Origin of the sequence: Novosphingobium sp., from assembly GCF_965228995.1 — a bacterium.
GTDB lineage: Bacteria > Pseudomonadota > Alphaproteobacteria > Sphingomonadales > Sphingomonadaceae > Novosphingobium.
Genome location: NZ_OZ245852.1, coordinates 2895300 through 2919182 on the forward strand (window position 1 = coordinate 2895300; position 23883 = coordinate 2919182).

A 23883-nucleotide genomic window follows, 5' to 3' on the forward strand; every position below is an offset into this window, starting at 1 on the left:
GTTCAGACTGCCTCGAGCGCCTGTGAGAGATCCGCGATGATATCGTCGGCATGTTCGAGCCCGACGGAAAGGCGCATGGTACCATCGGTAATGCCGCCCGCAAGCCGCCCCTCGCGGGGTACGGCGTAGTGCGTGGTGGTCGCCGAATGGCAGATCAGCGTCTCCGAGCCGCCAAGGCTGACCGCGAGCTTGAGCAGCTTCAGCGCATCGAGCATGCGGAACGATTCTGCCTCGCCGCCATGGAGATGGAACGAGAAGGTCGAGCCCGCGCCCTTGCACTGGCGATCATAGACCGCCTTTGCGGGCGTACCTTCGGCAAGGAAGCCGAGGTAGGTGACTCCGGCGACTTTCGGATGATCGCGCAGGAATTCCGCCACCAGCCTTGCATTGGACATCGCGCGCTCGATCCGCACCGAGGCGGATTCAAGGCTGCGCACGACAAGCCATGCGGTGAACGGATCGAGGTGGTTGCCCCATGTCGTGCGCAAGCTGCGCAGCTGGTGGATCAGCTCGAGCTTGCCGGTAACGCCGCCCGCCAGCAGATCGCTGTGCCCGGCGCAGTACTTGGTGAGCGAGGTCATGTTGAGATCAACGCCCTGCTCGATCGGGCGCTGGGCGAAGGGGCCAAGCAGCGTGTTGTCGACAACGACCAGCGGACGGCGCCCCGTCTCGCGGCCGATTTCGTCCGCCACGGCGACCATGAGATCGAGATCGACCATGGCGGCGGTAGGGTTCGCCGGGGTTTCAGCCACGATCAGTGCGAGCGGCCCCTTGGCAAGCGCGGCACGCGCGGCAGCGCGCACGGCAGCGGGGTCGCAGCCATCGGTATACGTTTCGACATGGGTGCCAAAGCCCGGCATCACCGAGCCATACAGCATGTCCACCCCGCCATAGATCGGGCGGCCATGGAGCACGCTGTCTCCGGGCTTCACGAATGTCAGCGCGATCGAGGAATGCGCGGCCATGCCGCTGGAGAAAGCGGCAGCGGCCTCGGCCCCGTCGATCGCGGCAAGCCGCGCTTCGAGGATATCGAGCCCCGGGTGCCCGAGACGCGAATAGATATGCCCCTCACCCTTCTTCCCCGCCAGCGGCCCGGTGCCATCGAAGAACGCCTCGTGGACATCCTTCGCATGCTGGGCGCTGGGGTAGATGAAGGTCGAGGTGAGATAGACCGGCGGCTTGACTGCGCCAAGCGCGTCCGCCGGGTCATAGCCGAAGGAGACAGCGAGCGTTTCGGGACGGAGTCCCTTCGGAGAATCAGCGGCCATGCGTCTCGACATACTTGGCTGCGGTGTCGCAGTACCAGTCGGTAAAACGCAGCGCGAGCATCTCTGCTTCCATCGAATAGGGACCGGGGACATAACCGGGGCTGTTCACGCCAAGCTGGTTATTCTCGGCCAGTTCCTTGTCCTGCAGGTTGGTGCGGGTCCACAGGTCGGCGAGTTCGTCGACCGAATAGTCGACGCCTTCGACCGCATCCTTGTGAACCAGCCACTTGCCCGTGACTGCGGTCTCGTACGGCCCCACCGGCATCGCGCTGAACATGAAGGTGTGATCGGCGGTTGCATGCAGGAAGCAGTGCGGATCGATTGCCAGACGCATGGAGCCGATATCGCCGCCGTTGCGATCACACATCAGCTTCTTGACGAGGTGCTTGCCATCCATCGAGAGCGAGACAACCTCGGGATTGAGCAGGAAGCGCGCCAGCTGCCACCAATCGCCTTCGATCGCTTCGGTCGCAAGGCCGACTGCGGCCATCTGCTCGTGGAAGGTCTGGATGCGCAGATCGCCATCGACATCGAAGTGCTTCTTCATGCCGACCGGGAACGTGCGCGCAAGCTCCGGGTGGCCGGTAGCGCAGTGATAGCACTCGCGCCCGTTTTCCATCACCAGCTTCCAGTTGGCGTATTCGGTGATCGTGCTCTCGAACGCTAGCTTGGCGTTCTTGAGGTCATGCGGTCCGAGGTACTCTTCGAGCTTGATCGCGAATTCGTTGAACGGCGGCGGGTTGTCATCAAAGCAGATGAACAGGCAGCCGGCGACGCGCTCGAGCTGGATCGGGCGGAGGCTGTGCGAAGCCTTGTCGAAATCCGGCTCCATGCGCATCGCCGAGAGCAGCGAGCCATCGAGTTCGTACGTCCAGCGGTGATAGGGGCAGACGATCTTGGGCGCCGAGCCGCTGCCCGCCGCGCACAGCAGCGAGCCGCGATGGCGGCACGAATTGTGAAATGCGCGGATTTCCCCGTCGCGGCCGCGCACGATCAGCACCGGCCACTTGCCGACCATCTGCGAGATGTAGCTGCCGGCCTTGGGCAGCTCGCACTCGAAGCCGGCCATCAGCCAGCTCGTGCCATAGATGGCGGCCATGTCGAAGTCGAAGACTTCGGGCTCGTTGTAAAGCGCCTGGGGGAGGCAGTGGCCCTCGGGCCGCTGGGCGAGAAGCGAGCCGATCCGGTTGAAGTCGATCATGCGTGCGTGTCCATTCGGGGGTCATCCCGATTTCACGAGGAACAGATACACCACCGGGTGGACCAACCGCGCGAATGCAGCCAATCGGATTTCCTTATGCCGCCATGGAAAATAGACAAAAAGGGCTGGCGATTGGCTGCCCGGACGTCCGCAACCGCCCTTGCCGCGCGTTTCAGCTTCGTCGAGAAACTGATAAATTTCTGTAATATCAGGGTGCTAGAGGGCAGAGATTGGGAACTGGCGATGAGCATGGCCAAAAAGACACAGCCCGGCGCGACATGGGGACGGCGCAATCTGGGGGTGGATTTAGACCTTGCTTTGACCTAGGCTTGCCCAAACACGACGATGAGCGTGCAGAAAACAGGGAGTAAAATCAGGGAATTGCCAGCTTGGGAATGGTCCGGCCGGAGTGGCCGATCCGGTGTGAAGCGGCTTTTGCAGCGCCCTTCGCGCATGTTCCTGCGGGTTTACCCTGAGGTTGCATCTCGTTTTTTCACGCTATTGCCGCGCTTTGATGAACCCCGGCCAGGTGCCGGGTGGAAAATGAGAAGGATGGGGGTTACAATGAAATCACGGTTTATGTTGTCGTGCGCGGCTGCTGCCGTTGCGCTGGGTTCGGGCGAAATGGCGCTGGCACAAGCGGCGCCGCAGTCGGCCGATGCCGCCTCCACCAACTCCGATGTGATCATCGTTACGGCACAGCGCCGTGACCAGTCGATCCAGGACGTGCCACTGACGCTGCAGGCGTTCAGCACCGATACGCTGAGCAAGCTCAACGTCACCTCGATTGACGGCCTGCTCAAGTACACCCCGAACGTCACCTTCTCGAACAACGGCCCGGGCCAGGGCGCGATCTTCCTGCGCGGCCTCTCGGCGGGCTTCGCCGGCCAGCAGTCCTCAGCGACCATCGGCGGCTTCCCCAACGTGGCGATCTACCTCGACGACCAGTCGATGCAGTTCCCGGCCCGTAACGTTGACGTCTATGTCGCTGACATCGAGCGCGTCGAAGTGCTCGAGGGTCCGCAGGGCACCCTCTTCGGCGGCGGCGCGCAGGCTGGTGTGCTGCGCTACATCACCAACAAGCCCAAGCTCGACAAGTTCGAGGGCCGCATCGAGGGCAGCTTCGGCGGTACCGCTGGCGGCGCTGCCAACGGCTCCTTCAACGCGATGGTCAACGTGCCGATCATCGAAGACAAACTCGCGATCCGCGCGGTTGTCTATGCCGATCACCACGGCGGCTACATCGACAACAAGTACTCGACCTTCACGCGCCAAACGTCCGACATTGGCTCGTACTATTTGAACTACACCGATCCGGCAACCGGCATCAACAATGGCAACAAGCTGACGCCCCAGCAGCAGTCGCACGGCGGCAAGTACGATAACAACTCGCTGGTTGAAGACAATTTCAACCCGGTCGATTACACCGGCGGTCGTGTGTCGCTTGACTGGAAGGTCGCGCCGGACTGGGACCTGCTCGTCACGCATGCCTATCAGAAACTGGAATCGCGCGGCACTTTCGCAGTCCAGACCTATACCTATGACTATGCCCCGCTGACGGGCCTGTCGTCGACGCTGTTCACGCCGCAGTACAACAAGGACGACTTCTCGAACACTTCGTGGACGATCAACGGCAAGGTCGGTGACTTCAAGGTCATCTATACCGGTGCCTACCTGACCCGCCACATCAGCCAGCAGGGCGATTACACCAACTATGCCCGCGCACAGTACGGCATCTATTATCAGTGCACGGGTGCTTCAACCTATGCCAACTACGGCGCCGGTGCGCCGCCGACCTGCTATGAACCGACCTCTTACTGGACCGACAAGGTTCGCAGCACGCACGAGAGCCACGAAATTCGTGTGACGACGCCGGACGACAAGCGCATCCGCGCGATCGTCGGCGGGTACTACGAGAACTTCAAGATCCAGGACAATCAGGACTGGGATTACAAGACGGTTCCGTCCTGCGATGCTTCGCTCACCCATCAGCAGATTGTCGATAGCAAGTTCGATTGCGTAGGCGCGGTTGGTCCGAACCCGGCTGCTACACTCAACGTGCAGGGCCTGCGTGGTCCGTCGGTTGGCTTCGGTGAAGACACCCAGCGCGGCTTCAAGCAGTATGCGGCTTTCGGCTCGGTCGATTTTGATATCCTGCCGAACCTGACGGTCACGGGCGGCACGCGCTACTACAACTACAAGGAGTTTGAAGTCGGTTCGGTTTACTCGACTTCCATGTACGCCTGCTACCAGCAGCCCAGCTGCGTAAGAGGCTCCAACCTTGATGCGCTCGGCCTCAAGTCCACCTACCACGGCTTCAAGAGCAAGGCGACGATCTCCTGGAAGCCGCAGCCCGGTACGCTCCTCTACGCGACTTTCAGCCAGGGTTTCCGTCCGGGTGCGTTCAACCGCGGTCCCTCGGCGCGCGTGCAGGACGGGACGTTCCCGTACATCGACGCCGCCGGCAAGCCGACCAAGACCAAGACCGACACGAAGAACTTCCAGTTGCTGGTTCCGGCGGCTTATTCGCCCGACAACCTTACCAACTGGGAAGTGGGCCTGAAGACTGACCTGTTTGACCGCAAGGTCACGTTCAACCTGTCGGCCTATTACATGAGCTGGGACAACATCCAGATCGGCTTCTTCAACCCGGCGGCCGGGTTCGGCAACACCGCGTTCGCGGCAAACGGCCCGACCTACCACATCAAGGGTATCGAAGCGCAGATCATTGCTCGTCCGGCCACCGGCCTCACCATCCAGGGCTCGGGCACCTACAATGACAGCAAGCAGGCCAATTCGCCGTGCTTCATCGTCAACAACCCGACCGCGACGGACGTGGGCAAGTGCCTGACGACGCGCTTTGGTGGTCTGAATGCCGATGGCTCGGTGAAGCCGGCCCTGTCGGTGCAAAGCCCCTATGGCACCCCCGGCAGCGTCACGCCGTTCAGCCCCAAGTTCCAGGGCAATATCCGCGCCCGCTACGAATGGACCGGCAAGGCTGACATCAACTGGTTCGTTGCGGCCGGTGTGAACTACACCAGCTCCTACTTCAACCAGCCGGGCACGTACCCGTCGGGCGATGAAGTGGCGAACGGCAACAGTGTCTCCGCGAATGGCGTGATCATTCCGGGCACGACCGTGCTGCGCTACAAGATGAAGGGCTATGCTCTGGCGGATGCCCAGATCGGCTTCACCCGCGACAACTGGTCGGTGACGCTGTTCGGGGACAACATCTTCAACAGCCACGCCTCGACCTTCACCAACTCGTCGCAGTACATCAAGACTTCGACGGTCGTGCGTCCGATGACCTACGGCATCAAGATCGCCACCAAGCTGTGATCTGATGCATCCGGAATGGAAGGGGCGGCGTCCAGCACGCCGCCCCTTGCTTCCACAAGGCCCAGCAATCTTGATGGGCGAATTTGTTGAGCGAGTTTGTTCGGCACTTTGATAAGCACGTTGCTACGTTCTGGGCCATTGCCGGCAGGAAACTAGATGGCCACGCAAGTTGATCTCACTCCATCAGACAAGGCCCGTGCTGCCCCGCAATCGGGCGAGCCGCGGGAGGAAGAACTCAGGGCTCTTTACGTCCTTCGGGACAAGGGCGAATACGCAGGCGCGGTAGCGGACGCGCAGCGGCTACTTGCTTCATACCCCGCCAATCGCGATCTGCTGCTGATCGAGGCGCATTCCCTGCGCATGTTGAAGCGTACGGACGACGCGCTGGAAGCGCTCGGGCGTTTCGCGCAGCACCATCCCAATTTCAGCCAGATGTTCCTCGAACGTGGCCTTTGCCACGTCGCGCGGCGCGACGCCCCCGCCGCGATCTTCGATTTGCGCACCGCGGTGAGCATCAATCCGGCGCTGGCGTTGGGCTGGCACATGCTCGACGGACTCTATCGCATGACGGGCGACTTGCGGAGTGCCGACTTTGCGTCGCGCCACTTCGCTCATCTTGCCAGCATTCCGGACCCGATCGTGCAGGCCAAAGTGCTGTTCCACGACGGCGAGGTTGCCGCGGCAGAAACGTTGATCCGCCGCTTCCTGCTCGACCGCGGCGACCACCCCGAGGGTATGCGCTTGCTCGCCCAGATCGGTGCCTTGCGCTTTGTCCTCGATGACGCCGAGGCCCTCTACGCGGGCGTTCTCGCCATGGTGCCCGACCATCACGAGGCGCGGGAAGAATATGTGCAGGTGCTGATCGGCCTGCACAAGTTTCTGCAAGCACGCGACGCTCTGGAACCCCTGCTGCAAGCCTTTCCTGCCAATCATGTATACCGCACTCACGCGGCGACGATCCAGATCGGGTTGGGCGATTCCGAAAGTGTGATCCCGGCCTATCGCGAAATGTTATCCGAGATTACGGATGACGCGCCGGCTGCGCCGCTTCGCCGCGCGGATCTCAACCTATGGCTGGGACACTCGCTCAAGACGATCGGCCAGACCAGCGAAGCAATCGATGCCTATATGGCGGCCACGGCAATCCGCCCAGAGTTCGGTGATGCCTGGTGGAGCCTTGCCAACCTCAAGACCTACCGCTTCACACCCGAATCCATCGCGATCATGCGGACGCAGCTCGATGATCCTGCAACCGCCGAGATTGATCGGATCCACCTTGCGTTTGCCCTGGGCAAGGCACTCGAAGACGCAGGCGACTACGAAGCCGCGTGGGCCGCTTATGTACGCGGTAATGCCCTGCACCGGGCCGGCAGCGGCTATGCGCCCGAGGTATTCGAAAAAAACACGAGCGAGCAGAAGCGCGTGTGCACTCCCGCCTTCTTTGCCAAGCGGGTCGGCTGGGGGCTGGACGATCCCTCCCCTATCTTTGTGGTGGGCCTGCCGCGCTCCGGTTCGACTCTGATCGAGCAGATCCTCGCCTCCCACTCGATGGTCGAAGGCACGCAGGAGCTTCCCGATATCCAGCGCATCGTGCACGGGCTGCAAGGGCGCGAGCTCGATTTCGAGAATCCGCGATATCCCGCAGTGCTGGGTGAGATGGACGAAGAAACCGTGCGCCGCTTCGGCGAACGATACATCGCCGACACCATGCCCAACCGCGTTATGGGCAGGCCCATGTTCATCGACAAAATGCCGAACAATTTCCGGCACATCGGGCTCATTCATCTGATCTTGCCCAATGCGAAGATCATCGATGCGCGGCGCGAGCCGATGGCCTGCTGCTTCAGCAACCTCAAGCAGCTGTTCACCCGTGGGCAGGAGTTCAGCTACGGCGTCGAGGACATCGCCCGGTACTATCGCACCTATGTCGAGCTGATGGACCACTGGGACGCCGTGCTCCCCGGCCGGGTGCTGCGGGTGCAGCACGAGGACGTGGTCGAAGACCTCGAAGGCAGCGTGCGCCGCATCCTCGATTACTGCGGCCTCCCCTTCGAGGACGCCTGCGTCGAGTTCCACAAGACCAAGCGCGCCGTGCGCACGCCGAGTTCGGAGCAAGTGCGCCAGCCCATCTTCCGTGACGGGCTCGATCAGTGGAAGAAGTTCGAGCCCTGGCTTGAACCGCTGCGCGAGGCGCTCGGGCCGGAGCTGGCCCCCAGAGCCGCAACATGAAAACAAGCAACAAGCCTAATCGGGACAGGATCAGTCAATGGCAGCAATAGGCGCGACAGCAGCACCCGCAGGTGAGGAAAATGCTTCGGTAGCACTGCGCTGGTACGTGCTGTTCGTGATGATGCTGGCCTATACGATCAACATCGCGGACCGCTACGTGATGTCGACCGTGCTCGAGCAGATCCGGCTCGATCTTCACCTCAGCGATAGCGGCGTGGCTTTCCTCACCGGTGTTTCGCTGGCGCTGTTCTATGTCAGCATGGGCATTCCGCTCTCGTGGATCGCGGATCGCTACAACCGGCGCAACCTGCTCGCGATCTCGATCACGCTGTGGTCGGTGATGACGACGATGTGCGGTCTTTCCAGGGGCTACATGCAGCTTTTGCTGGCGCGCATGGGTGTTGGTATCGGCGAAGCAGGCGGCACGCCTTCGTGCAATTCGATCATCTGCGACTATTTCCCCGCCGCGCGGCGCCCGATGGCGCTGACGATCTTTTGCCTTGGCGCCCCCATCGGCGCCTGGATCGGCGCGGACATGGCGGGCGCAGTGGCCCATGCCTATGGCTGGCGCGCGGCGTTCCTCGTGCTCGGCATTCCGGGCGTGCTGCTCGCGCTCCTGATCATGGCGACGATCCGCGAGCCCAAGCGCGGCTGCCTCGACGTGATCAAGAGCGACGATGATCCAACGCTGATGGAAACCATGCGCTTCTGCCTGAGCCAGCGCTCGGCGGTGCACGTGATGATGGGAAGCGGCGTCGGCGCGCTCTGGGGCTGGGGCCTCATGTGGTTCATCCCCACGTTCCTCCAGCGCACCTATCAGATCGACGTGGGCCAGGCCGGCGCGATTGTCGGCCCGATCCACCTCGTCATGGGAATCGGTGCTTCGCTGCTGACGGCGTGGATTCTCGGGCGTCCTTCGTACACCGATCCGCGCAAGATCGTGTATCTGCTGGGTGCGGTGACCGCTGTGGCAACGGTGCCCGGCATCATCGCGATCTATACCCACAACCTGACCCTTGCGACGGTCTCGCTGTGGCTGTTCATCCCGGGCATCTATTTCTACATCGGCCCCGCCTTCGCGCTGGGCCAGAACCTTGCACCGCCGAAGATGCGCGCGATGTTCAGCGCGATCGCGCTCCTCATTGCCAACGTGTTCAACCTGATCGTCGCGCCGCAGGGCGTCGGCTTGCTGAGCGATTACTTTGCGGGCCCCGCCGGCCCCGATGCCGCGTCGCTGCGCTCCGCCCTGCTGATCCTGGCCCCCACCGGCTTCTGGGCGGCGTTCCACTATTTCATGGCGGCGAGAACGATCGTCGAAGACCAGAAGCGAGCTATCGGATATGTCTGAACATTCAAGCACTTTGGCCCCCCTCCCCTCCTACATCAATGGCGCCTGGTCGCTGCCCGCCACCTCGACTGCGGTGTTCGAAGCGATCAATCCTGCGACCGAGGAAGTCTGCGCACGCGTGGCGCTGTGCGGGCCGGACGACGTCGACCGCGCCATGGCAGCCGCGCGTGCAGCGTTTGACGGCTATTCTTCGCTGAGCCTCGAGGCACGCCTCGCCCTCGTCGAGAAGCTCATCGCGATATTCGAAGCGCGCTATGACGAGATGGTCACCGCGATCAGCACCGAAATGGGCGCGCCCTACGACCTTTCCTATAATGCGCAGGCCGAATGCGGTCCGGGGCACCTCAGGGAAACGGTAAAGGCCGCGCGCGAACTCGTCTGGGAGCGGCCGCTCGGTGGGCGTGGGCGGTTGGTGCACGAGGCGGTGGGCGTCTGCGCGCTGATCACGCCGTGGAACTGGCCGATCAACCAACTCGCCGCCAAGATCGGCCCGGCGCTGGTGGCAGGCTGCACGATGGTTTTGAAGCCCAGCGAGATCGCGCCGCTCTCGGCCCAGCTTTTCGCTGAATTCATCCACGAAGCAGGCTTCCCGGCGGGCGTGTTCAACATGGTGCACGGCACCGGCCCCGGCATTGGCGACGCGCTGACGAGCCACCCGGAAGCGGACATGGTCTCGTTCACAGGCTCCACCCGCGCAGGTGTGCAGGTGGCGAAGTCTGCCGCCGAAACCGTGAAGCGTGTTTCGCAGGAACTTGGCGGCAAGTCTCCCAATCTGGTCTTTGCCGATGCCGGGCTGGAAGCTGCCGTCACACGCGGGGTGCGCCATTGCTTCAACAACACGGGCCAATCGTGCAATGCGCCCACGCGCATGCTGGTGGAAGCCTCGGTCTATGACGAGGCGGTCGAGATCGCGAAGACTGTGGCCGAGAGCGTCACGCTGGGCGACCCGATGGAGAAAGGCCCGCATCTCGGACCCGTCGTCAGCAAGGTCCACTTCGATCGCATTCAGAAGCTCATCGAAGCGGGAATCGCGGAAGGCGCGCGGCTCGTGACGGGTGGTCCGGGCCGGGCTGACGGGTTCAACCGCGGCTACTATGTCAAGCCGACGATCTTTGCTGACGTGACCAACCAGATGACCATCGCGCGCGAGGAAATCTTCGGTCCCGTCCTCGCGATGATCCCGTTCACGGACGAGGCGGATGCCGTCGCGATCGCCAACGATACCCCCTACGGCCTCGCCGCCTATGTCCAGACAGGTGACATGGAGCGTGCGCGGCGGGTGGCGCGTCAGCTGCGCGCGGGCAGCGTCTATCTGAACGGCGCCGGGCAGGACTATTGCTCGCCCTTCGGCGGCTACAAGCAATCAGGCAACGGGCGTGAGTGGGGCGAGTTCGGCCTCCACGATTACCTCGAAATCAAGGTGATCAACGGCTTCGAGGCGGCATGAAGCTCGCCGATATCGAGACGTTTGTCGTCGGCAATCCGCCGCCGCATTTCGGCGGGCGCTACTTCGTGTTCGTGAAGCTGACGACGGCCTGCGGGGTGAGCGGGATCGGGGAGGCCTATTGCGTCCCCTTCTCGCCCCATCTCGTGGCAAAGATGATCGAGGACGTCTTCGCGCGCTATGCGGCCGGGCGCGATCCGCACGATATCGAGAACCTCTGGCGGCGCGTCTATTCGAGCGGGTTCACCCAGCACAGCGATCTCTCGCTGATGGGCGTGTTGAGCGCGCTGGAAATGGCGTGCTGGGACATCATCGGCAAAGCGGCGGGGCAGCCGGTCTACAAGCTGCTTGGCGGGCAGGTGCATGAGCGGCTCCGCGCCTACACCTATATCTACCCGCGCCCGGGCGATCAGACCGACGTTTATCACGATCCCGATCTCGCGGCGGAGCGTTCGGCGGAATACCTCGCCATGGGCTTCACTGCGCTCAAGTTCGATCCAGCCGGGCCTTATTCGGCGTTTGACGGCCGGCAGCTTTCGCTAGAGGCTCTCGACCTTTCGGAGCGCTTTGCGAACACCCTGCGCGAAGCTGTCGGCACCAAGGCCGACCTCTTGTTCGGAACGCATGGCCAGATGACGGCGGCGGGCGCGATCCGGCTGGCGAAGCGGCTCGAGGCAGCCGATCCGCTATGGCTCGAGGAACCGGTGCCCCCCGATGCGCCCGAGGAAATGGCCAAAGTCGCGCGCGCGACGAGCATTCCCATCGCGACCGGCGAGCGGCTTTCGACCAAGTATGACTTCGCCCGCCTGCTCGATGCCGGCGGCGCGGCCATCCTCCAGATGAACCTGGGGCGCGTTGGCGGGCTGCTGGAAGCCAAGAAGATCGCGGGGATGGCCGAAGTGCGCCATGTGCAGATCGCGCCGCATCTCTATTGCGGCCCGGTGGTGGGCGCGGCCAATATCCAGTTGGCCACCGCCACACCCAACTTCCTGATTCTGGAAAGCATCGAAGAATGGGGCGGCTTCCATACCGATATCCTCAAGACGCCGATCCGCTTCGAAGAGGGCCATGTGATCCCGCCGACGGAACCGGGGCTCGGCATCGAGCTTGATGAGGACATAGCCCGCGCGCATCCCTACACCGGGGATATGCTGCATCTGGAAATGACACAGCACCCCGTCCAATGACCGAAACGTTCGACTATATCGTGGTCGGTGCCGGAACCGCCGGCTGCGTGCTGGCCAATCGGCTGACCGAGGACGGGAAGTCCACCGTGCTGCTGCTTGAAGCGGGCGGCAGCGATCTCTCGATCTGGATCCAGATGCCGATCGGCTATGGCCGCACCTTTTTCGACAAGCGCATCAACTGGATGTACGACACGGAAGCCATCGAAGGGCTTGGCGGGCGCAGCAGCTACTGGCCGCGCGGCAAGGTAATCGGCGGCTCGGGCTCGATCAACGCAATGGTCTATGTGCGCGGGCAGCCGCGCGATTTCGACGACTGGCGCGCAGCGGGTAACCCCGGCTGGGGCTGGGACGACGTGCTGCCGTATTTCACCAAGTCGGAAGACTTCGACCGCTTCAGCGCGCACCATGGGCGCGGCGGCTTGCAACACGTGACGGAGATCACCCCGCACGTCCACCCGGTCTGCCACAGCTTCATCGAAACCGCCGAAACCCTCGGTTTTCCGGTGACGAGCGATTTCAACGGCAGCAATTCCGAAGGGGTCGGCTTCTACCAGATCAACACGCGCGGCGGCTGGCGCGCGTCGACCGCCAATGCCTTTCTGCACCCGGCGTTGAAGCGCAAGAACTTGACGTTGCGGACAAAATCCCACGCGACGCGCGTACTGTTCGATGGCGCGCGGGCAGTCGGCATTGAGTACAGACGCGGCGGCAAGCTGCAGCAGGTACGGGCACGCCGCGAAGTCATCCTGTCAGGCGGCGCGATCAATTCGCCGCAGCTGCTGATGCTCTCCGGCATCGGCGATGGCGCGGCCCTCGCGCAGCATGGCATCGCCGTGCAGAGCCACTTGCCCGCTGTCGGCCGCAACTTGCAGGACCATCTGGCGGTTTCCTATTTCTACAAGGTGCGCACCGCAACCTTGAACGACGAGCTCCACCCGCTGCTCGGCAAGGCGCAAGCGGCGCTGCGCTTCGCGTTCGACCGGCGCGGGCCGCTCTCGCTGAGCGTGAACCAGAGCGGCGGGTTCGTGCGCAGCGACCGGGACGCGCCGAACGTCGATCTGCAGCTCTATTTCAGCCCGGTGAGCTACACCAAGACACCGCTCGCGGCGCGCAAGCTGCTCAATCCCGATCCGTTTTCGGCCTTCCTGCTCTCGTTCAATCCGTGCCGCCCGACAAGCCGGGGCCATCTCGAACTACGCTCGGCCGATCCGCTGACCTATCCGGTGATCCAGCCAAACTATCTCTCGACCGAGAGCGACATCGCCGAAGTGCGCGCGGGTAACCGCCTGCTGCGCAAGATCGCGGCGAGCAGGCCGCTGGCCGACATGATCACCGAAGAACTGATCCCCGGCCCGGCGGTAGTGAGCGAGGAAGACCAACTCGCCGATTTCCGCGCGCGCGCCGACACGGTCTATCACCCCACCGGCACCTGCGCGATGGGCCCGGATGCCGCGACCTCGGTGGTCGATGCGCAGCTGCGCGTCCACGGCACCGAAGGCCTGCGCGTGATCGACGCTTCGATCTTCCCCAACATCACCTCGGGCAACACCAATGCGCCGACAGTGATGGTAGCGGAAAAGGGTGCAGCGATGATCCTTGAGGCTGCGCGCCGAACATAGCGCGACCCTGGATCAAGCCCGGGATGACCGAACCTGGATCTCTGCAGTTCCGCCATCCCAACCCCGCTCACCCTGAGCTTGTCGAAGGGTGCCAGCACAACCGCCGGGCATGATGCTTCGACAAGCTCAGCATGAGCGGTTTTGGGGGAATCTGGTGTGCGGCGCGCACCGCTTACCGGCGCGGCACCACTTCGTAGCCCGGCTCTTCCGGCTCATCATCGACCATCTGATCCGGGAAGCCAGTGCCCAGCACCTTGATGCCGACAGGCTCCTCATAGCGGCGGATGATGTTGGGCGAAAACTCGCGCGGGCCGAAAGCAGCCTCGCCTTCCTTGAACAGGCGGACGATCAGCGGCGACATTTCCACCGGCACGCCGGTTTCCTGCGCGATCTTGTCAAACAGGCCGACGTCCTTGGAGACGAGGTCCATGGTGAAGTTGATATCGCGGCTGCCGTTGAGGATGACCTGGCTCTCCGTCTCGTGGACGAAGCTGTTGCCCGAGGAAATGCGGATCGCCTCATAGGTCGTGTTCATGTCGAGGCCGACAGCCTTGCACACGGTCAGCGCCTCGGCGAGTGCGACGAGGTGCGCGGTGCAGAGGAAGTTGGTCATCACCTTGAGCTGCGAGGCCGTACCCCAATCGCCGGTGTGGAGCACGCGGCGGCCGAGCGTGGTGAGCACTGGCAGCACGCGCTCGAACCCTTCGCGTGGACCGGCGGCGAAGATCGAGATATTGCCGGTATCGGCGCGGTGGCAGCCGCCGGAAACGGGGCATTCCATGAACAGCCCGCCGCGCGCTTCGACCAGTGGGCCGAGGCGCAGAACTTCGGCATAGTCGGTCGTGCTCATTTCCATCCACACCTGCCCGGGGCGCATGACGGCGAGGAAGCCGTCTTCGCCTTCCGCGACGGCCGCGCTGGCAGCGGGGGACGGCAAGCAGGTGATGATCACATCGACCGCTTCACCGAGCGCCGCCGGGCTGGCGGCTTCCTTCGCGCCGCGCGCGACATATTCGGCAACGAGCTCAAGATTGAGATCGCGCACGGTGACGTCATGGCCATTGCGGATCAGGCTGCCCGCAAGCTTGCCGCCAACGTTGCCGAGGCCGATGAAACCGATCTTCATTGCAATCTATGCTCCAGGAGTGAGCACGATCTTGCCGACGTGCTGCTTGGTAAGGAAGGCGCGCTGCGCCGCGACGATTTCGGAAAGCGGATAGGTCGCCGCGACAACGGGGCGAATCTCGCAGCGCTCGATATAGCCGACGAGATTGGGGAAGACCTCCGGCTCAAGGATCGTGCAGCCGTAGAGCGTCAGGTCCTTGAGGTAGAGCGTGCGCAAGTCGAGCTCGGCAATCGGCCCGGAAATCGCGCCCGCAACGCCGTAGCGCCCGCCGCGCTTGAGAGCATCGAGCAGCGCAGGGAACCCTGCCCCGCCCGCGACATCGATCACGACGTCGAAAGTTTCCGGCTCGAAACGCGCGTCACGAGCTTCGACGCAGCCGGCACCGAGCGCGCGCACGCCAGCGGCCTTTTCCGGGCTGGCAAGCGCAGTGACTTCGGCGCCGCGCCGTTTCGCCAGTTGCACCGCAGCCGAGCCGACCCCGCCCGAAGCGCCGGTGATCAGCACCCGCTCACCGGCCGCGAGCGCAGTCCGGGTCAGCATGTTTTCGGCCGCCGAATAGGCGCAGGGGAACGAGGCGAGTTCGATATCGGTCAGCGCGGTATCGATGCGGTGCGCATGGGCTGAAGGCACGCGGGCAAATTGCGCAAAGGCCCCATCGACTTCGGAGCCGAAATAGGTGGCCTCGAACCGGCTGGCACCCCTGAATACCGGCTCGACCAGCACGCGCTCGCCCACGCGGGCGGGGTCGACCCCTTCACCCACGGCCACGATGCGTCCGGCGGCATCGGCGCCCTGAATGCGCGGAAACTGCGGCAACGCGCCGGTCCAGCCCGAATCCTCGGTCTTCGCCTCGGCGAACCCGTCGCCGCCGCCCTCTTCCGTAGCGACCGTGACGGCTTTGGAATACCAAGCGATGCGGGTGTTGATATCGGTGTTGTTGACCCCCGAGGCGCCGACCCGGACCAGCACTTCACCCGCGCGGGGCTGCGGCACCGGCACATCGGTGCGATAGGACAGGCATTCGAAGCCGCCATTGCCGGTGAGCAGAACGGCGGACATGGTGGCAGGGATGGCATCCATAACTGTCAATCCAGCGCCGGAAGCTGGGATTTCAGCCAATCAAAATGCGCGTAGGACATGCCGCGATAGTCATCCCAGCCGCGCGCGGTCTTCTCGGCCACCTCGTCCGACAGGACACTGAGCGGCCGGCCACTGGCATAGGCGAGCAGCAAGGTCTGCGCCGCCTTCTCGAAGAAATAGAGGTCCTCGAAGGCCTCGGCGACCGTCGGCCCGGTGCAAGTGATCCCGTGGTTGCCCATCAGCAGCGTCTTGTGATTGCCCAGCACAGCGGCGAGGCGCAGGCCCTCCTCCACCTCATCGGCAATCCCGCCAAAGCCCTGATCGATCGCGAGCCGATTGAAGAACCGCGCGGTATTGTTATCGAGCGGCAGCATGCGCGGGTCCGCCAGCGTGGCGAGCGCAGTCGCGTGCGGCGGGTGGCAATGGATGATCACGCGCGCGGCGGGGCACTGGCGGTGCACGGTGCCATGGATCGTCCAGGCCGAGGCATCGGGCGCATCGGGGCTGTTCATCACGTCTGCGTCATCGGCATCGAGCAGCATCAGATCATCGGGCCTGATGCTCGCGAAATGTTGCCACTTGCGGTTGAGGAGGAACTTCTTGCCGTCCGCCGAAACCGCCGCGCTGAAATGGTTGCCGACCGATTCCGACCAGCCCATCTGCGCGGTGATGCGGAATGCGGCGGCAAGGTCCTCGCGCAGCGCCGCGACTTCGGCCTCCGTCACTTGAAGCGGCCTTCGCTCGTCAGCGCGCGGAAGGTGCTGCGCATCTCGCCGCGATCGGCATAAGTGCCGCGCAGATAGCGCGCACCGCTGGTGGCCGAATAGGCCTCGCGCCCGTGAACGATGCGGTGGTTGTCGAACACGATGCATTCGCCCGCGTTGATGCGGAAGCGCATGAGGTACTTGTCCGATTGCAGCATGCGGCCGAACCGGCAAAACGCAGGGTAATACCGGTCGAGCACGTCCTGCGGCAGATCGAATACATCGGCCATATGCTGGCTGATGGTGACGCCGGAAACCTCGCCATGCGCATCAAGCTCGATCACCCGCTGGCGCGAGCGGACGTCATAAGTATCGTGCTCGCAGTAGAACGGCACTTCGGTCTCGGCGAGGAGCTTGAAATCCTCGGGGTAGAGTTCGCGAAAATCGTTGGCGACCGCGACCCCATCGAGGAACAGGTTGGCCCCGCCCTGCACGCTGTTGGCGCGGCAGTGGAGGAACTGCACGCCGGGGGCCATGTCCTCCGCCGGGGTATCGGTGTGAAGCTCGAGCGCCTTGGCGGTGTAGGCCAGGTTCGTCGGCTCGATATGCGTCATCACATCGAAGTATTCGCCGAAGAAGGTCGGGCGCACGTGGCCCATCAGCTTGACGAGATCGGTCAGACCCTCGTCACTATCCGGCATGTCCGTCACCAGCGCGACGCCTTCGACGATCAGCGCCTTGAGCCATTCAGCAACCTTGGCCTTGTCGGCCATCAGTTCCGCCTGCGGGAAGCGGGCGACGTTGGGGTAATGATCGGCATACCATGCACGGCGCGGCAGATCGGACGGATCGTGGCGGCGCTTGCCCGCGGCATAGCTTGCCAGCCAGCTCAGCGGATAGTGGCTGGTGTGGTTCTCGCCGTCCCACGCCACTTCCAGCGCATCACCCACCACTTCGGCGCGGCGCGGGCGCGGCGCAGCATCGAGGTGGAAGATATCGAACACGCGCTCGCGCGTCTGGCTATCAAACGAAGTCGGGCAGTTATCGCGCAGCCAGTAGTTGTTGAAATAGGCCGATATGCCGCCGGGGAGCACGACTTCGAGCCCGGTTTCGGTCAGCGTGACCGGTGCTGCGGACGAGGTGGTGACGTTCATGGTTTCCCCCGCTGGGATGGGCGGCGGCCTGACTGCCGCTCTCTCGCCGCGCGACTCTAGCCCGGAATGGACAGGCTCAGCAGTGCATCATCAAGAATCATATATCGTATCAATGACCGTAATGCACTCGCATCGATGGATCAGCCGCTGCCGAGGAGGTCTTCTGCCCAGGGCAGCTGGGCGAGGATCGGCGGCAGGCTTTCATTGCGGATCGTCTCGCCCGTCAGCGTGGCGGTTTCCATGGCTAGATCGCCCAGTTCGCCCGCGCGGCTGACAACCTGGATGCGGCGGGCAAACCGCGCGCGGGGCAAAGGCTCGATCCGCAAGTCCGGGATCAGCGCGGGCATCGCCGCAAGGCAGAGCAGCGAGGTAATGCTCCAGCCGATACCGAGCGCGACCGCGTTCAACTGCTGCGGCACGATATCGACCTCGATCACGTTGGGCAGACGCAGCCGCATGCGCGTGAGCTGGCTTTCGATGCGCTGGCCCATGCCGGTATCGAGCGAATAGCGCACGAACGGCAGGCCTTCCGCGGCGGCAATCGGATCGGCCACGCCGCGAAAGCTGGGCGGGAACACCAGCACGAAAGGATCGTCAAGCACGTCATGATGGACGACGCCTTCCTGCTTTTCGAGCACGCTGCTGCCAGTGATCAGCAGATCGACGCGCCGCGCGAGGAAATCCTGCTGCTGGTTGAGCGAGATGCCCGAACGCACGCGCCAGCGCGCCACGCGCGGCCCCAGCCGGTTCAACAGCGGCCCGGTGAGAAGGATCGCCAGCGATTCCGCCATAGCGACGGTGACCTTGTCGATCGGCTGATTGGCGCCTTCGCGCACTTCATCGACCATCGTGCGCGCGGTGGCGAGGAGGTGCGTGGCGCGTTCATACAGCGCGCGGCCCGCCGGTGTCAGCCCGAGCGGGCGCAGCGTACGGTCGAACAGCGTCGCGCCGATGCCCTGCTCCAGCCGCGCGATGGTCTGCGAGACGGCGGACTGGGTGATGCGCAGCTGTTGTGCGCTCGCTGTCATCCCGCCCAGTTCGACTGTGAGGACGAAGACTTCCAACGCGTGGAAATCGAACTCGGCGGGGAGCAGCATCGGACCTCACGATAAAAATGCGTGAACCCTCATATTATAAACTGTTATCGTGGGGCAAGAACTCTCACGCTGTCATTTCACGGGGGCAACCCGGATTGACGGGGATCAATGCGAGGAGCAAAATGGCCGCAACGCAACGGAGAAGCCGAGATCGCGCCTGATCGCCTCATCAACCGCCGCTGGCTGCCGCTAAACGCGCTGCGTGCGTTCGAGGCGGTGGGACGGCACATGAGCTTCACTGCCGGCGCGCAGGCGCTCACGGTGTCGCAAAGCGCGATGAGCCGCCATGTCAGCAGCCTTGAGGATCTGATCGGCCGCCCGCTGTTCGAGCGGGGGTCGACGGGCCTCAAACTGACACCTGCGGGCTCGATCCTCCTGCCGGTCGTGAGCAAATGCCTCGACCGGATGGAGCAGACGATCAACACGATCCGCAACAAGGATCTGGAAAGCAGGCCAATCCGGCTGCACATCCCGCCCTCGCTGCTCTACCAGAATGCGCTGCCGCTGCTCGCCAAGTTCCACAAGGAGCACCCCGAGATCCGCATCGACGTGGTGACGTCCAATGTCACCGGCGCCCCGCGGGATAACGTCGATATGGCGGTGGTGTTTGATCGGCCCAATGTCGATGATGCGGTGGCAGACCTTCTGTGGATGGTGCGCGTAGCCCCGCTTTGCTCGCCCGAGACGGCGGCGACCCATCAGGGCAAGACGCTCGAGCAGTTCCTGCACGATAACGAACTGCTGCACGTGAAGCTGGAAGGCGAGCCGCGCGGGCTGCTCTGGTCAAGCTATGCCGCGCAGCAGCGGCTCGCCATCGAGACGAGCGACGGGCTGGCCTTCGATACCGCGTTCTCGGCAGTGCGCTATGCCATCGGCGCTTCGGGCGTCGTGCTGGCGGATATCGATATGTTCGCGCAGGAAATCGCCAGCGGGCAGCTGGTCATGCCTTACGACCGCGTCTCGGCGGATGGCTTCGGCTATTACCTCAAGACCCATGCCGAGGACCTCGGCGATCCGGCGATTTTCCTGCTGCGCGAATGGATCATCCGGCACTTCTCGAACAGCATGGGCCGCGATGCCCCTGCGCCGACCGAGATGGTGCCGGAAATGCGCGGATGAAACGCGCCGCCTGGCAACGGAAGCCGGGTTTCAAGCGCCGGTAACAGCCCGGGCGAATGCAATCCACCAGTCCGGCTGCTGTTCGAAAAGATAGCGCTGCGCGATCTGGGGCAGCAGGATGAACAATGCCAGCCCCGCCATATTGATCGGGTGGACCCGCCGCTGCGTGATCACGTCATGCGCGCACAGGATCATGACCAGCGCAGTTGTCGTGATGTCTGAAAGCATGATCTCGTCCGCACCGGGGATCCTTGCCAAAGCCGGACCCGGCAGGATCGCCGCCGCAAGCAGCATGTAACGGCGGTGATGCGCCGGGATGCGGCGCGCCCGAACCCCCAACACGAAGAACAGCGAGAAGAGAATGGCCCCCGGCAGCGGCACGGCAAGAAAGGCGATTGTTTCCAGGTTGCCCGGATGGAGGGCGATTTTCTGCTGACGGAGTACGACAGTGGTTGCGAAAGCCGAGACTGCCGCGATGGCCCCGAGCCAGATACCCCAGCCACCAAGGCGGCGGTGCAACCCCACCTGGCCGCGCCGCACGAGGAAAGCCTGCAGCACGAGCAGCAGCAGCCAGAGCGCCGCACTGGCGACATGGATGTAGAGGATGAGGGGCCGCAGCCGACCGACCACGTCGGCCATGAAAGTGAAACTGAAGCCGAACCCGACCAGCGCCGTGATCACGACCGACATGGCGAGCGCAAAGGCGCCGCGGGGGGCTCTGCCTTGTTGACGGCTCACCACAGCAGCATCCAAAGCCAAGTTTCCCACCCTTCCATCCGCGCGCAATCCTGCGCAGCGCACACCTTGGGAGATCAGCCATCTGATCCCGCGCGCCTCATCACTCGATACGCAGATGAAGGCGCGAAGCCAATCTCAGTCGCGACCGAATTGGACCTTATGGCGACGGCGGCAAGTGCTTCAGTATCAGCCCGTCCTGATGGTCCTTGACGAAGCCCTTCCAGGTCGGGTTCGCACCGCCTTGGCTGACTGCATCGTAGCGCTTGTCGTCGCTCTTCCACGCAGCGCCATCGGATTCCTCTGATGGCACGGCGAGATATTCGGCCTTGGCGGCCTCCCCCTTGAGCTGCAGATCGAGGAACGCGGTGATGAAGTGGAGCGCAATGCTGTTGACCCGCGGCTTGCGCCACATGCGGTCCTCGAACCAGTCGAAATCCCAGACGGTGCCGCGCATTTCCGCCGGAGCCGGATTGGTGCCGATGGCGTGTCCTGCGCCTTTAAGTGCCAGCAGCCAGCGGTCCGAACCCTTGGCATCGCGGAAGATCGCGGCAGGACCGGGATCATAGCCGACAGTGCGGTCCGATGTGCCGACGATGACAAGCAGCGGCGCCTTGATGCCGGAGAGGCCGCTTGCGCCCCAGGCCGCCCACGGCGCACCCCCGGCAGGGGAAATGGCGACAACCGCCTTGATCGCCGGATCGTGCAGCGCGGCAACATCGGGGCCGCTGCCGGTGTAGCGTTCGACAAGCGCGGCCGGCAGGCGCTTGACGGCCGGGCTTCCCGCATCAAGCTGTGCGCCCGCCACGGTCAGCGCGCCGTAGCCGCCGAAGGAATAGCCCGCGAGCGCGATGCGCGTGGTATCGCCCAGCGGCCCCAGCAGGCCACCGCGAATGCGGCGCAGCACGAAGGTGATATCGAGCGGGCGGCGGATCAACGTGGCTGGTGCCTTCGCCGTATCGGTAATTGCCGGATCATGATGGCGGATCGCCACGACGACATAACCCTTGGTCGCAAGGTTTTCGCCCAGCCACGAAAGCATGACCGGATCGTTGTTGTAGCCGTGCGAGAGGAGGACGATCGGATAGCCGTGGCCCGCCGGCTTCGCATCCGCAACGGCAAGCGCGGGGACCGTGAAATAGGCAGGTGGCTTTGGCGGCTCTGAAACGAGGCTTGCCCGATAGGTCGCGCGGCGGTCCTTGGGGCCGACCTCAGCGGGGTACCAGATCACCAGCGGCATCGTCCGGTCGGCGCGGACCAGCGTGCCCTTGGCAAGGCTGCCAAGTGGATCGACCGCGCCGCGATCAACAACCGTCTTTTCGATCACACCCACGCCGTTGGGCCCGAGTGCCGCCAGCGAAGGCGCGCCGACTTCGGGCACGCTTGGCGGCGGCGCGGCTTGCGCCGGGGCGGCGGCGGCGACAGACGAGGCCGAGAGCATCGCCGCGAAAACCGAAAGCGGCCTCAAGCGCGAATCATCCGGAAACCGGTCGCCCGGATGCGGAATGGCCTGCATTCCTTGGGGTTCGATGGGATATCCCGGTCATTCGCCGGGTTTTGCCTTGCCTCTCGCATGGCCCCTGTTACCGCATTTACCAGCCGCGACGCTATCTTGTATTCGCATCCAAGGTTGCGCTAGCTGCATTTGTCCGACCACGTGATCGTGGCTAAGGAGCGGACGCCACCACATCAGTGCCCCAATGGCAGGCAGGAGCTACCACGTGCCGGATCCGGAAACCTATGACCTGCTGATCGTCGGCGGGGGCATCAACGGCGCCGGCATTGCCCGCGATGCCGCCGGACGCGGGCTTTCCGTGCTGCTGGTCGAGCAGGAAGACCTTGCCAGCCACACCTCTTCGGCCAGCACCAAGCTGATCCACGGCGGGCTGCGCTATCTCGAATACTACGAGTTCCGTCTCGTCCGCGAAGCGCTGATCGAGCGCGAACGGCTGTTGGGCATGGCGCCGCACATCATCTGGCCGCTCGCCTTCGTGCTGCCGCAGATGAATTCGCCCCGCCCCGCGTGGCTCGTCCGGCTGGGGCTGTTTCTCTATGACAACCTCGGCGGCCGCAAGAAGCTCCCGGCAACGCGGACGGTCAACCTCTCCCGTTCGCCGCTCGGCAATGGCCTGAAACCGGGCGCGAAAACGGCGTTCGTCTATTCGGATTGCTGGGTCGAGGACAGCCGCCTCGTGGTGCTCAACGCGCGCGATGCGGCCGAGCGGGGCGCTACGATCGAGACGCGGACAAAGCTGGTTTCGGCAACGCGCGACGGCGCGCTGTGGAAGGCCGAGATCGCAGGCGAAGGCAGCACCCGCACCGTGATGGCGCGCGGTCTGGTCAATGCCGCCGGCCCATGGGTGGAGGATGTGCTCCAGCGCGCGGCCAGCGCCAGCCAGGATCGCGGCGTGCGCCTGATCAAGGGCAGCCACATCGTCGTGCCCAAGCTCTACGAGGGCGATCACGCCTTCATGCTGCAGAACCCGGATCGCCGCATCGTCTTCGCCATCCCCTACGAGCACGATTTCACGCTTATCGGCACGACTGACGAACCTTGGCAGGGCCAGCCCGGCAAGGCGCATATCTCGCCCGAGGAAACCGATTACCTGTGCGAAACGGTGCGCAGCTACTTCGCCAGGCAGATCCATCCCGAAGACGTGGTATGGAGCTATGCCGGCATTCGCCCGCTCTATGACGACCATGCCGCGAGCGCTTCGGCTGTCACGCGCGACTATGTGCTCGATCTCGATGGCGGCGACGGCCGCGCGCCCTTGCTCAGCGTGTTCGGCGGCAAGATCACGACCTACCGCAAGCTCGCCGAACACGCGCTCGAGAAGCTCGTGCCGTTCTACCCCGGCGCCAAGGGGGATTGGACCGCAGGCGCGGACCTGCCAGGCGGCGATATCCCGGGCGATGATTTCGCTGCCTTCGTCGCGCAGATTGCAGCGGCGCATCCCGGCCTGCCGTGCCCGCTGCTGACCCGGCTTGCCCGCGCCTATGGCACGCGCGCTTTTGCCATCCTCGGCACCGCGCAGACCATGGATGCGCTCGGCACCGATTTCGGTGGAGGCCTGACACAGGCCGAAGTCGATTACCTCGCAGCCCAGGAATGGGCCCGCAGCGCAGAAGATGTGCTCTACCGCCGCAGCAAGCTGGGGCTCCATGTGCCGCCGGAAACGGCGGCAGCGGTCGATGCCTATCTGGCTAGCCGGAAACCCTAAGCGAACGCGCAA

At 63.9% G+C, this 23883-nt stretch carries 17 protein-coding genes; 8 read left to right on the top strand and 9 right to left on the bottom strand.

Annotated features, from left to right (window positions below; translation table 11 throughout):
- Positions 1 to 2: 2 nt before the first annotated feature.
- Together ACO056_RS13205 and ACO056_RS13210 are read right to left on the bottom strand one after the other, a co-directional pair.
- Entirely contained in the window at positions 3 to 1268 is a 1266-nt protein-coding gene (locus ACO056_RS13205) for a cystathionine gamma-synthase family protein (RefSeq protein ID WP_421847454.1), read from the bottom strand.
- A complete protein-coding gene (locus ACO056_RS13210) occupies positions 1258 to 2469 on the bottom strand; it encodes an aromatic ring-hydroxylating oxygenase subunit alpha (RefSeq protein WP_421847456.1) in 1212 nt (403 codons plus the stop codon). Before ACO056_RS13210 ends, ACO056_RS13205 begins: the two co-directional genes overlap by 11 nt.
- 564 nt (positions 2470 to 3033) lie before the next feature.
- Here ACO056_RS13210 and ACO056_RS13215 point away from each other — a divergent pair.
- The 6 genes from ACO056_RS13215 to ACO056_RS13240 all read left to right on the top strand — a co-directional run bounded on the left by ACO056_RS13215 (position 3034) and on the right by ACO056_RS13240 (position 13635).
- Positions 3034 to 5808: a TonB-dependent receptor gene (locus ACO056_RS13215; RefSeq protein WP_421847458.1), complete on the top strand. Its 2775-nt coding sequence runs from the start codon at positions 3034 to 3036 to the stop codon at positions 5806 to 5808.
- Between the two features lie 156 nt (positions 5809 to 5964).
- The gene (locus ACO056_RS13220) at positions 5965 to 8037 is read left to right on the top strand and encodes a sulfotransferase (RefSeq protein WP_421847460.1); all 2073 of its coding nucleotides are present in this window, start codon (positions 5965 to 5967) and stop codon (positions 8035 to 8037) included.
- A 37-nt stretch (positions 8038 to 8074) separates the two neighbouring features.
- The gene (locus tag ACO056_RS13225; RefSeq protein ID WP_421847462.1) at positions 8075 to 9385 is read left to right on the top strand and encodes a spinster family MFS transporter; all 1311 of its coding nucleotides are present in this window, start codon (positions 8075 to 8077) and stop codon (positions 9383 to 9385) included.
- Positions 9378 to 10832, top strand: a complete 1455-nt coding sequence (locus ACO056_RS13230; protein ID WP_421847464.1) for an aldehyde dehydrogenase family protein — start codon at positions 9378 to 9380, stop codon at positions 10830 to 10832. The genes ACO056_RS13225 and ACO056_RS13230 overlap by 8 nt, the downstream gene beginning before the upstream one ends.
- Positions 10829 to 12016 carry a mandelate racemase/muconate lactonizing enzyme family protein gene (locus ACO056_RS13235; protein WP_421847466.1) on the top strand — a complete coding sequence of 396 codons (1188 nt, stop codon included), beginning with the start codon at positions 10829 to 10831 and terminating at the stop codon, positions 12014 to 12016. The genes ACO056_RS13230 and ACO056_RS13235 overlap by 4 nt, the downstream gene beginning before the upstream one ends.
- On the top strand, positions 12013 to 13635 hold the full coding sequence (locus ACO056_RS13240) for a GMC family oxidoreductase (RefSeq protein ID WP_421847468.1): 1623 nt from the start codon (positions 12013 to 12015) through the stop codon (positions 13633 to 13635). The genes ACO056_RS13235 and ACO056_RS13240 overlap by 4 nt, the downstream gene beginning before the upstream one ends.
- Positions 13636 to 13807: 172 nt before the next feature.
- Here the strand turns inward: ACO056_RS13240 and ACO056_RS13245 are convergent, their stop codons facing one another.
- The 5 genes from ACO056_RS13245 to ACO056_RS13265 all read right to left on the bottom strand — a co-directional run bounded on the left by ACO056_RS13245 (position 13808) and on the right by ACO056_RS13265 (position 18796).
- Entirely contained in the window at positions 13808 to 14761 is a 954-nt protein-coding gene (locus tag ACO056_RS13245; RefSeq protein WP_421847470.1) for an NAD(P)-dependent oxidoreductase, read from the bottom strand.
- A 6-nt stretch (positions 14762 to 14767) separates the two neighbouring features.
- Positions 14768 to 15841, bottom strand: coding sequence for an alcohol dehydrogenase family protein (locus ACO056_RS13250; protein WP_421847472.1), 1074 nt, complete (start codon positions 15839 to 15841; stop codon positions 14768 to 14770).
- Between the two features lie 5 nt (positions 15842 to 15846).
- Positions 15847 to 16566: a class II aldolase/adducin family protein gene (locus tag ACO056_RS13255; RefSeq protein ID WP_421847474.1), complete on the bottom strand. Its 720-nt coding sequence runs from the start codon at positions 16564 to 16566 to the stop codon at positions 15847 to 15849.
- Positions 16563 to 17699 (bottom strand): TauD/TfdA family dioxygenase, encoded by a 1137-nt coding sequence (locus ACO056_RS13260; RefSeq protein ID WP_421847476.1) that lies wholly within the window; start codon positions 17697 to 17699, stop codon positions 16563 to 16565. The genes ACO056_RS13255 and ACO056_RS13260 overlap by 4 nt, the downstream gene beginning before the upstream one ends.
- Before the next feature lie 140 nt (positions 17700 to 17839).
- On the bottom strand, positions 17840 to 18796 hold the full coding sequence (locus ACO056_RS13265) for a LysR family transcriptional regulator (protein ID WP_421847478.1): 957 nt from the start codon (positions 18794 to 18796) through the stop codon (positions 17840 to 17842).
- 198 nt (positions 18797 to 18994) lie between these two features.
- Between ACO056_RS13265 and ACO056_RS13270 the strand changes: the two genes are divergently transcribed.
- On the top strand, positions 18995 to 19915 hold the full coding sequence (locus ACO056_RS13270) for a LysR family transcriptional regulator (protein ID WP_421855498.1): 921 nt from the start codon (positions 18995 to 18997) through the stop codon (positions 19913 to 19915).
- A gap of 30 nt (positions 19916 to 19945) precedes the next feature.
- Here ACO056_RS13270 and ACO056_RS13275 read toward each other — a convergent pair whose 3' ends face one another.
- Positions 19946 to 20653, bottom strand: coding sequence for a hypothetical protein (locus ACO056_RS13275; RefSeq protein ID WP_421847480.1), 708 nt, complete (start codon positions 20651 to 20653; stop codon positions 19946 to 19948).
- 157 nt (positions 20654 to 20810) lie between these two features.
- Positions 20811 to 22118 carry an alpha/beta hydrolase family protein gene (locus tag ACO056_RS13280; RefSeq protein ID WP_421847482.1) on the bottom strand — a complete coding sequence of 436 codons (1308 nt, stop codon included), beginning with the start codon at positions 22116 to 22118 and terminating at the stop codon, positions 20811 to 20813.
- 232 nt (positions 22119 to 22350) lie between these two features.
- Between ACO056_RS13280 and ACO056_RS13285 the strand changes: the two genes are divergently transcribed.
- Complete coding sequence (locus ACO056_RS13285) at positions 22351 to 23871, top strand: glycerol-3-phosphate dehydrogenase (RefSeq protein ID WP_421847484.1); 1521 nt, start codon at positions 22351 to 22353, stop codon at positions 23869 to 23871.
- The last annotated feature ends 12 nt before the right edge of the window (positions 23872 to 23883 follow it).

What these genes read in the sequence shown, in the direction of transcription:
- ACO056_RS13205 (WP_421847454.1), bottom strand. Translation starts at nt 1,268, where the DNA reads ATGGCCGCTGATTCTCCGAAGGGACTCCGTCCCGAAACGCTCGCTGTC.
- ACO056_RS13210 (WP_421847456.1), bottom strand. Translation starts at nt 2,469, where the DNA reads ATGATCGACTTCAACCGGATCGGCTCGCTTCTCGCCCAGCGGCCCGAG.
- ACO056_RS13215 (WP_421847458.1), top strand. Translation starts at nt 3,034, where the DNA reads ATGAAATCACGGTTTATGTTGTCGTGCGCGGCTGCTGCCGTTGCGCTG.
- ACO056_RS13220 (WP_421847460.1), top strand. Translation starts at nt 5,965, where the DNA reads ATGGCCACGCAAGTTGATCTCACTCCATCAGACAAGGCCCGTGCTGCC.
- ACO056_RS13225 (WP_421847462.1), top strand. Translation starts at nt 8,075, where the DNA reads ATGGCAGCAATAGGCGCGACAGCAGCACCCGCAGGTGAGGAAAATGCT.
- ACO056_RS13230 (WP_421847464.1), top strand. Translation starts at nt 9,378, where the DNA reads ATGTCTGAACATTCAAGCACTTTGGCCCCCCTCCCCTCCTACATCAAT.
- ACO056_RS13235 (WP_421847466.1), top strand. Translation starts at nt 10,829, where the DNA reads ATGAAGCTCGCCGATATCGAGACGTTTGTCGTCGGCAATCCGCCGCCG.
- ACO056_RS13240 (WP_421847468.1), top strand. Translation starts at nt 12,013, where the DNA reads ATGACCGAAACGTTCGACTATATCGTGGTCGGTGCCGGAACCGCCGGC.
- ACO056_RS13245 (WP_421847470.1), bottom strand. Translation starts at nt 14,761, where the DNA reads ATGAAGATCGGTTTCATCGGCCTCGGCAACGTTGGCGGCAAGCTTGCG.
- ACO056_RS13250 (WP_421847472.1), bottom strand. Translation starts at nt 15,841, where the DNA reads ATGGATGCCATCCCTGCCACCATGTCCGCCGTTCTGCTCACCGGCAAT.
- ACO056_RS13260 (WP_421847476.1), bottom strand. Translation starts at nt 17,699, where the DNA reads ATGAACGTCACCACCTCGTCCGCAGCACCGGTCACGCTGACCGAAACC.
- ACO056_RS13265 (WP_421847478.1), bottom strand. Translation starts at nt 18,796, where the DNA reads ATGCTGCTCCCCGCCGAGTTCGATTTCCACGCGTTGGAAGTCTTCGTC.
- ACO056_RS13285 (WP_421847484.1), top strand. Translation starts at nt 22,351, where the DNA reads ATGGCAGGCAGGAGCTACCACGTGCCGGATCCGGAAACCTATGACCTG.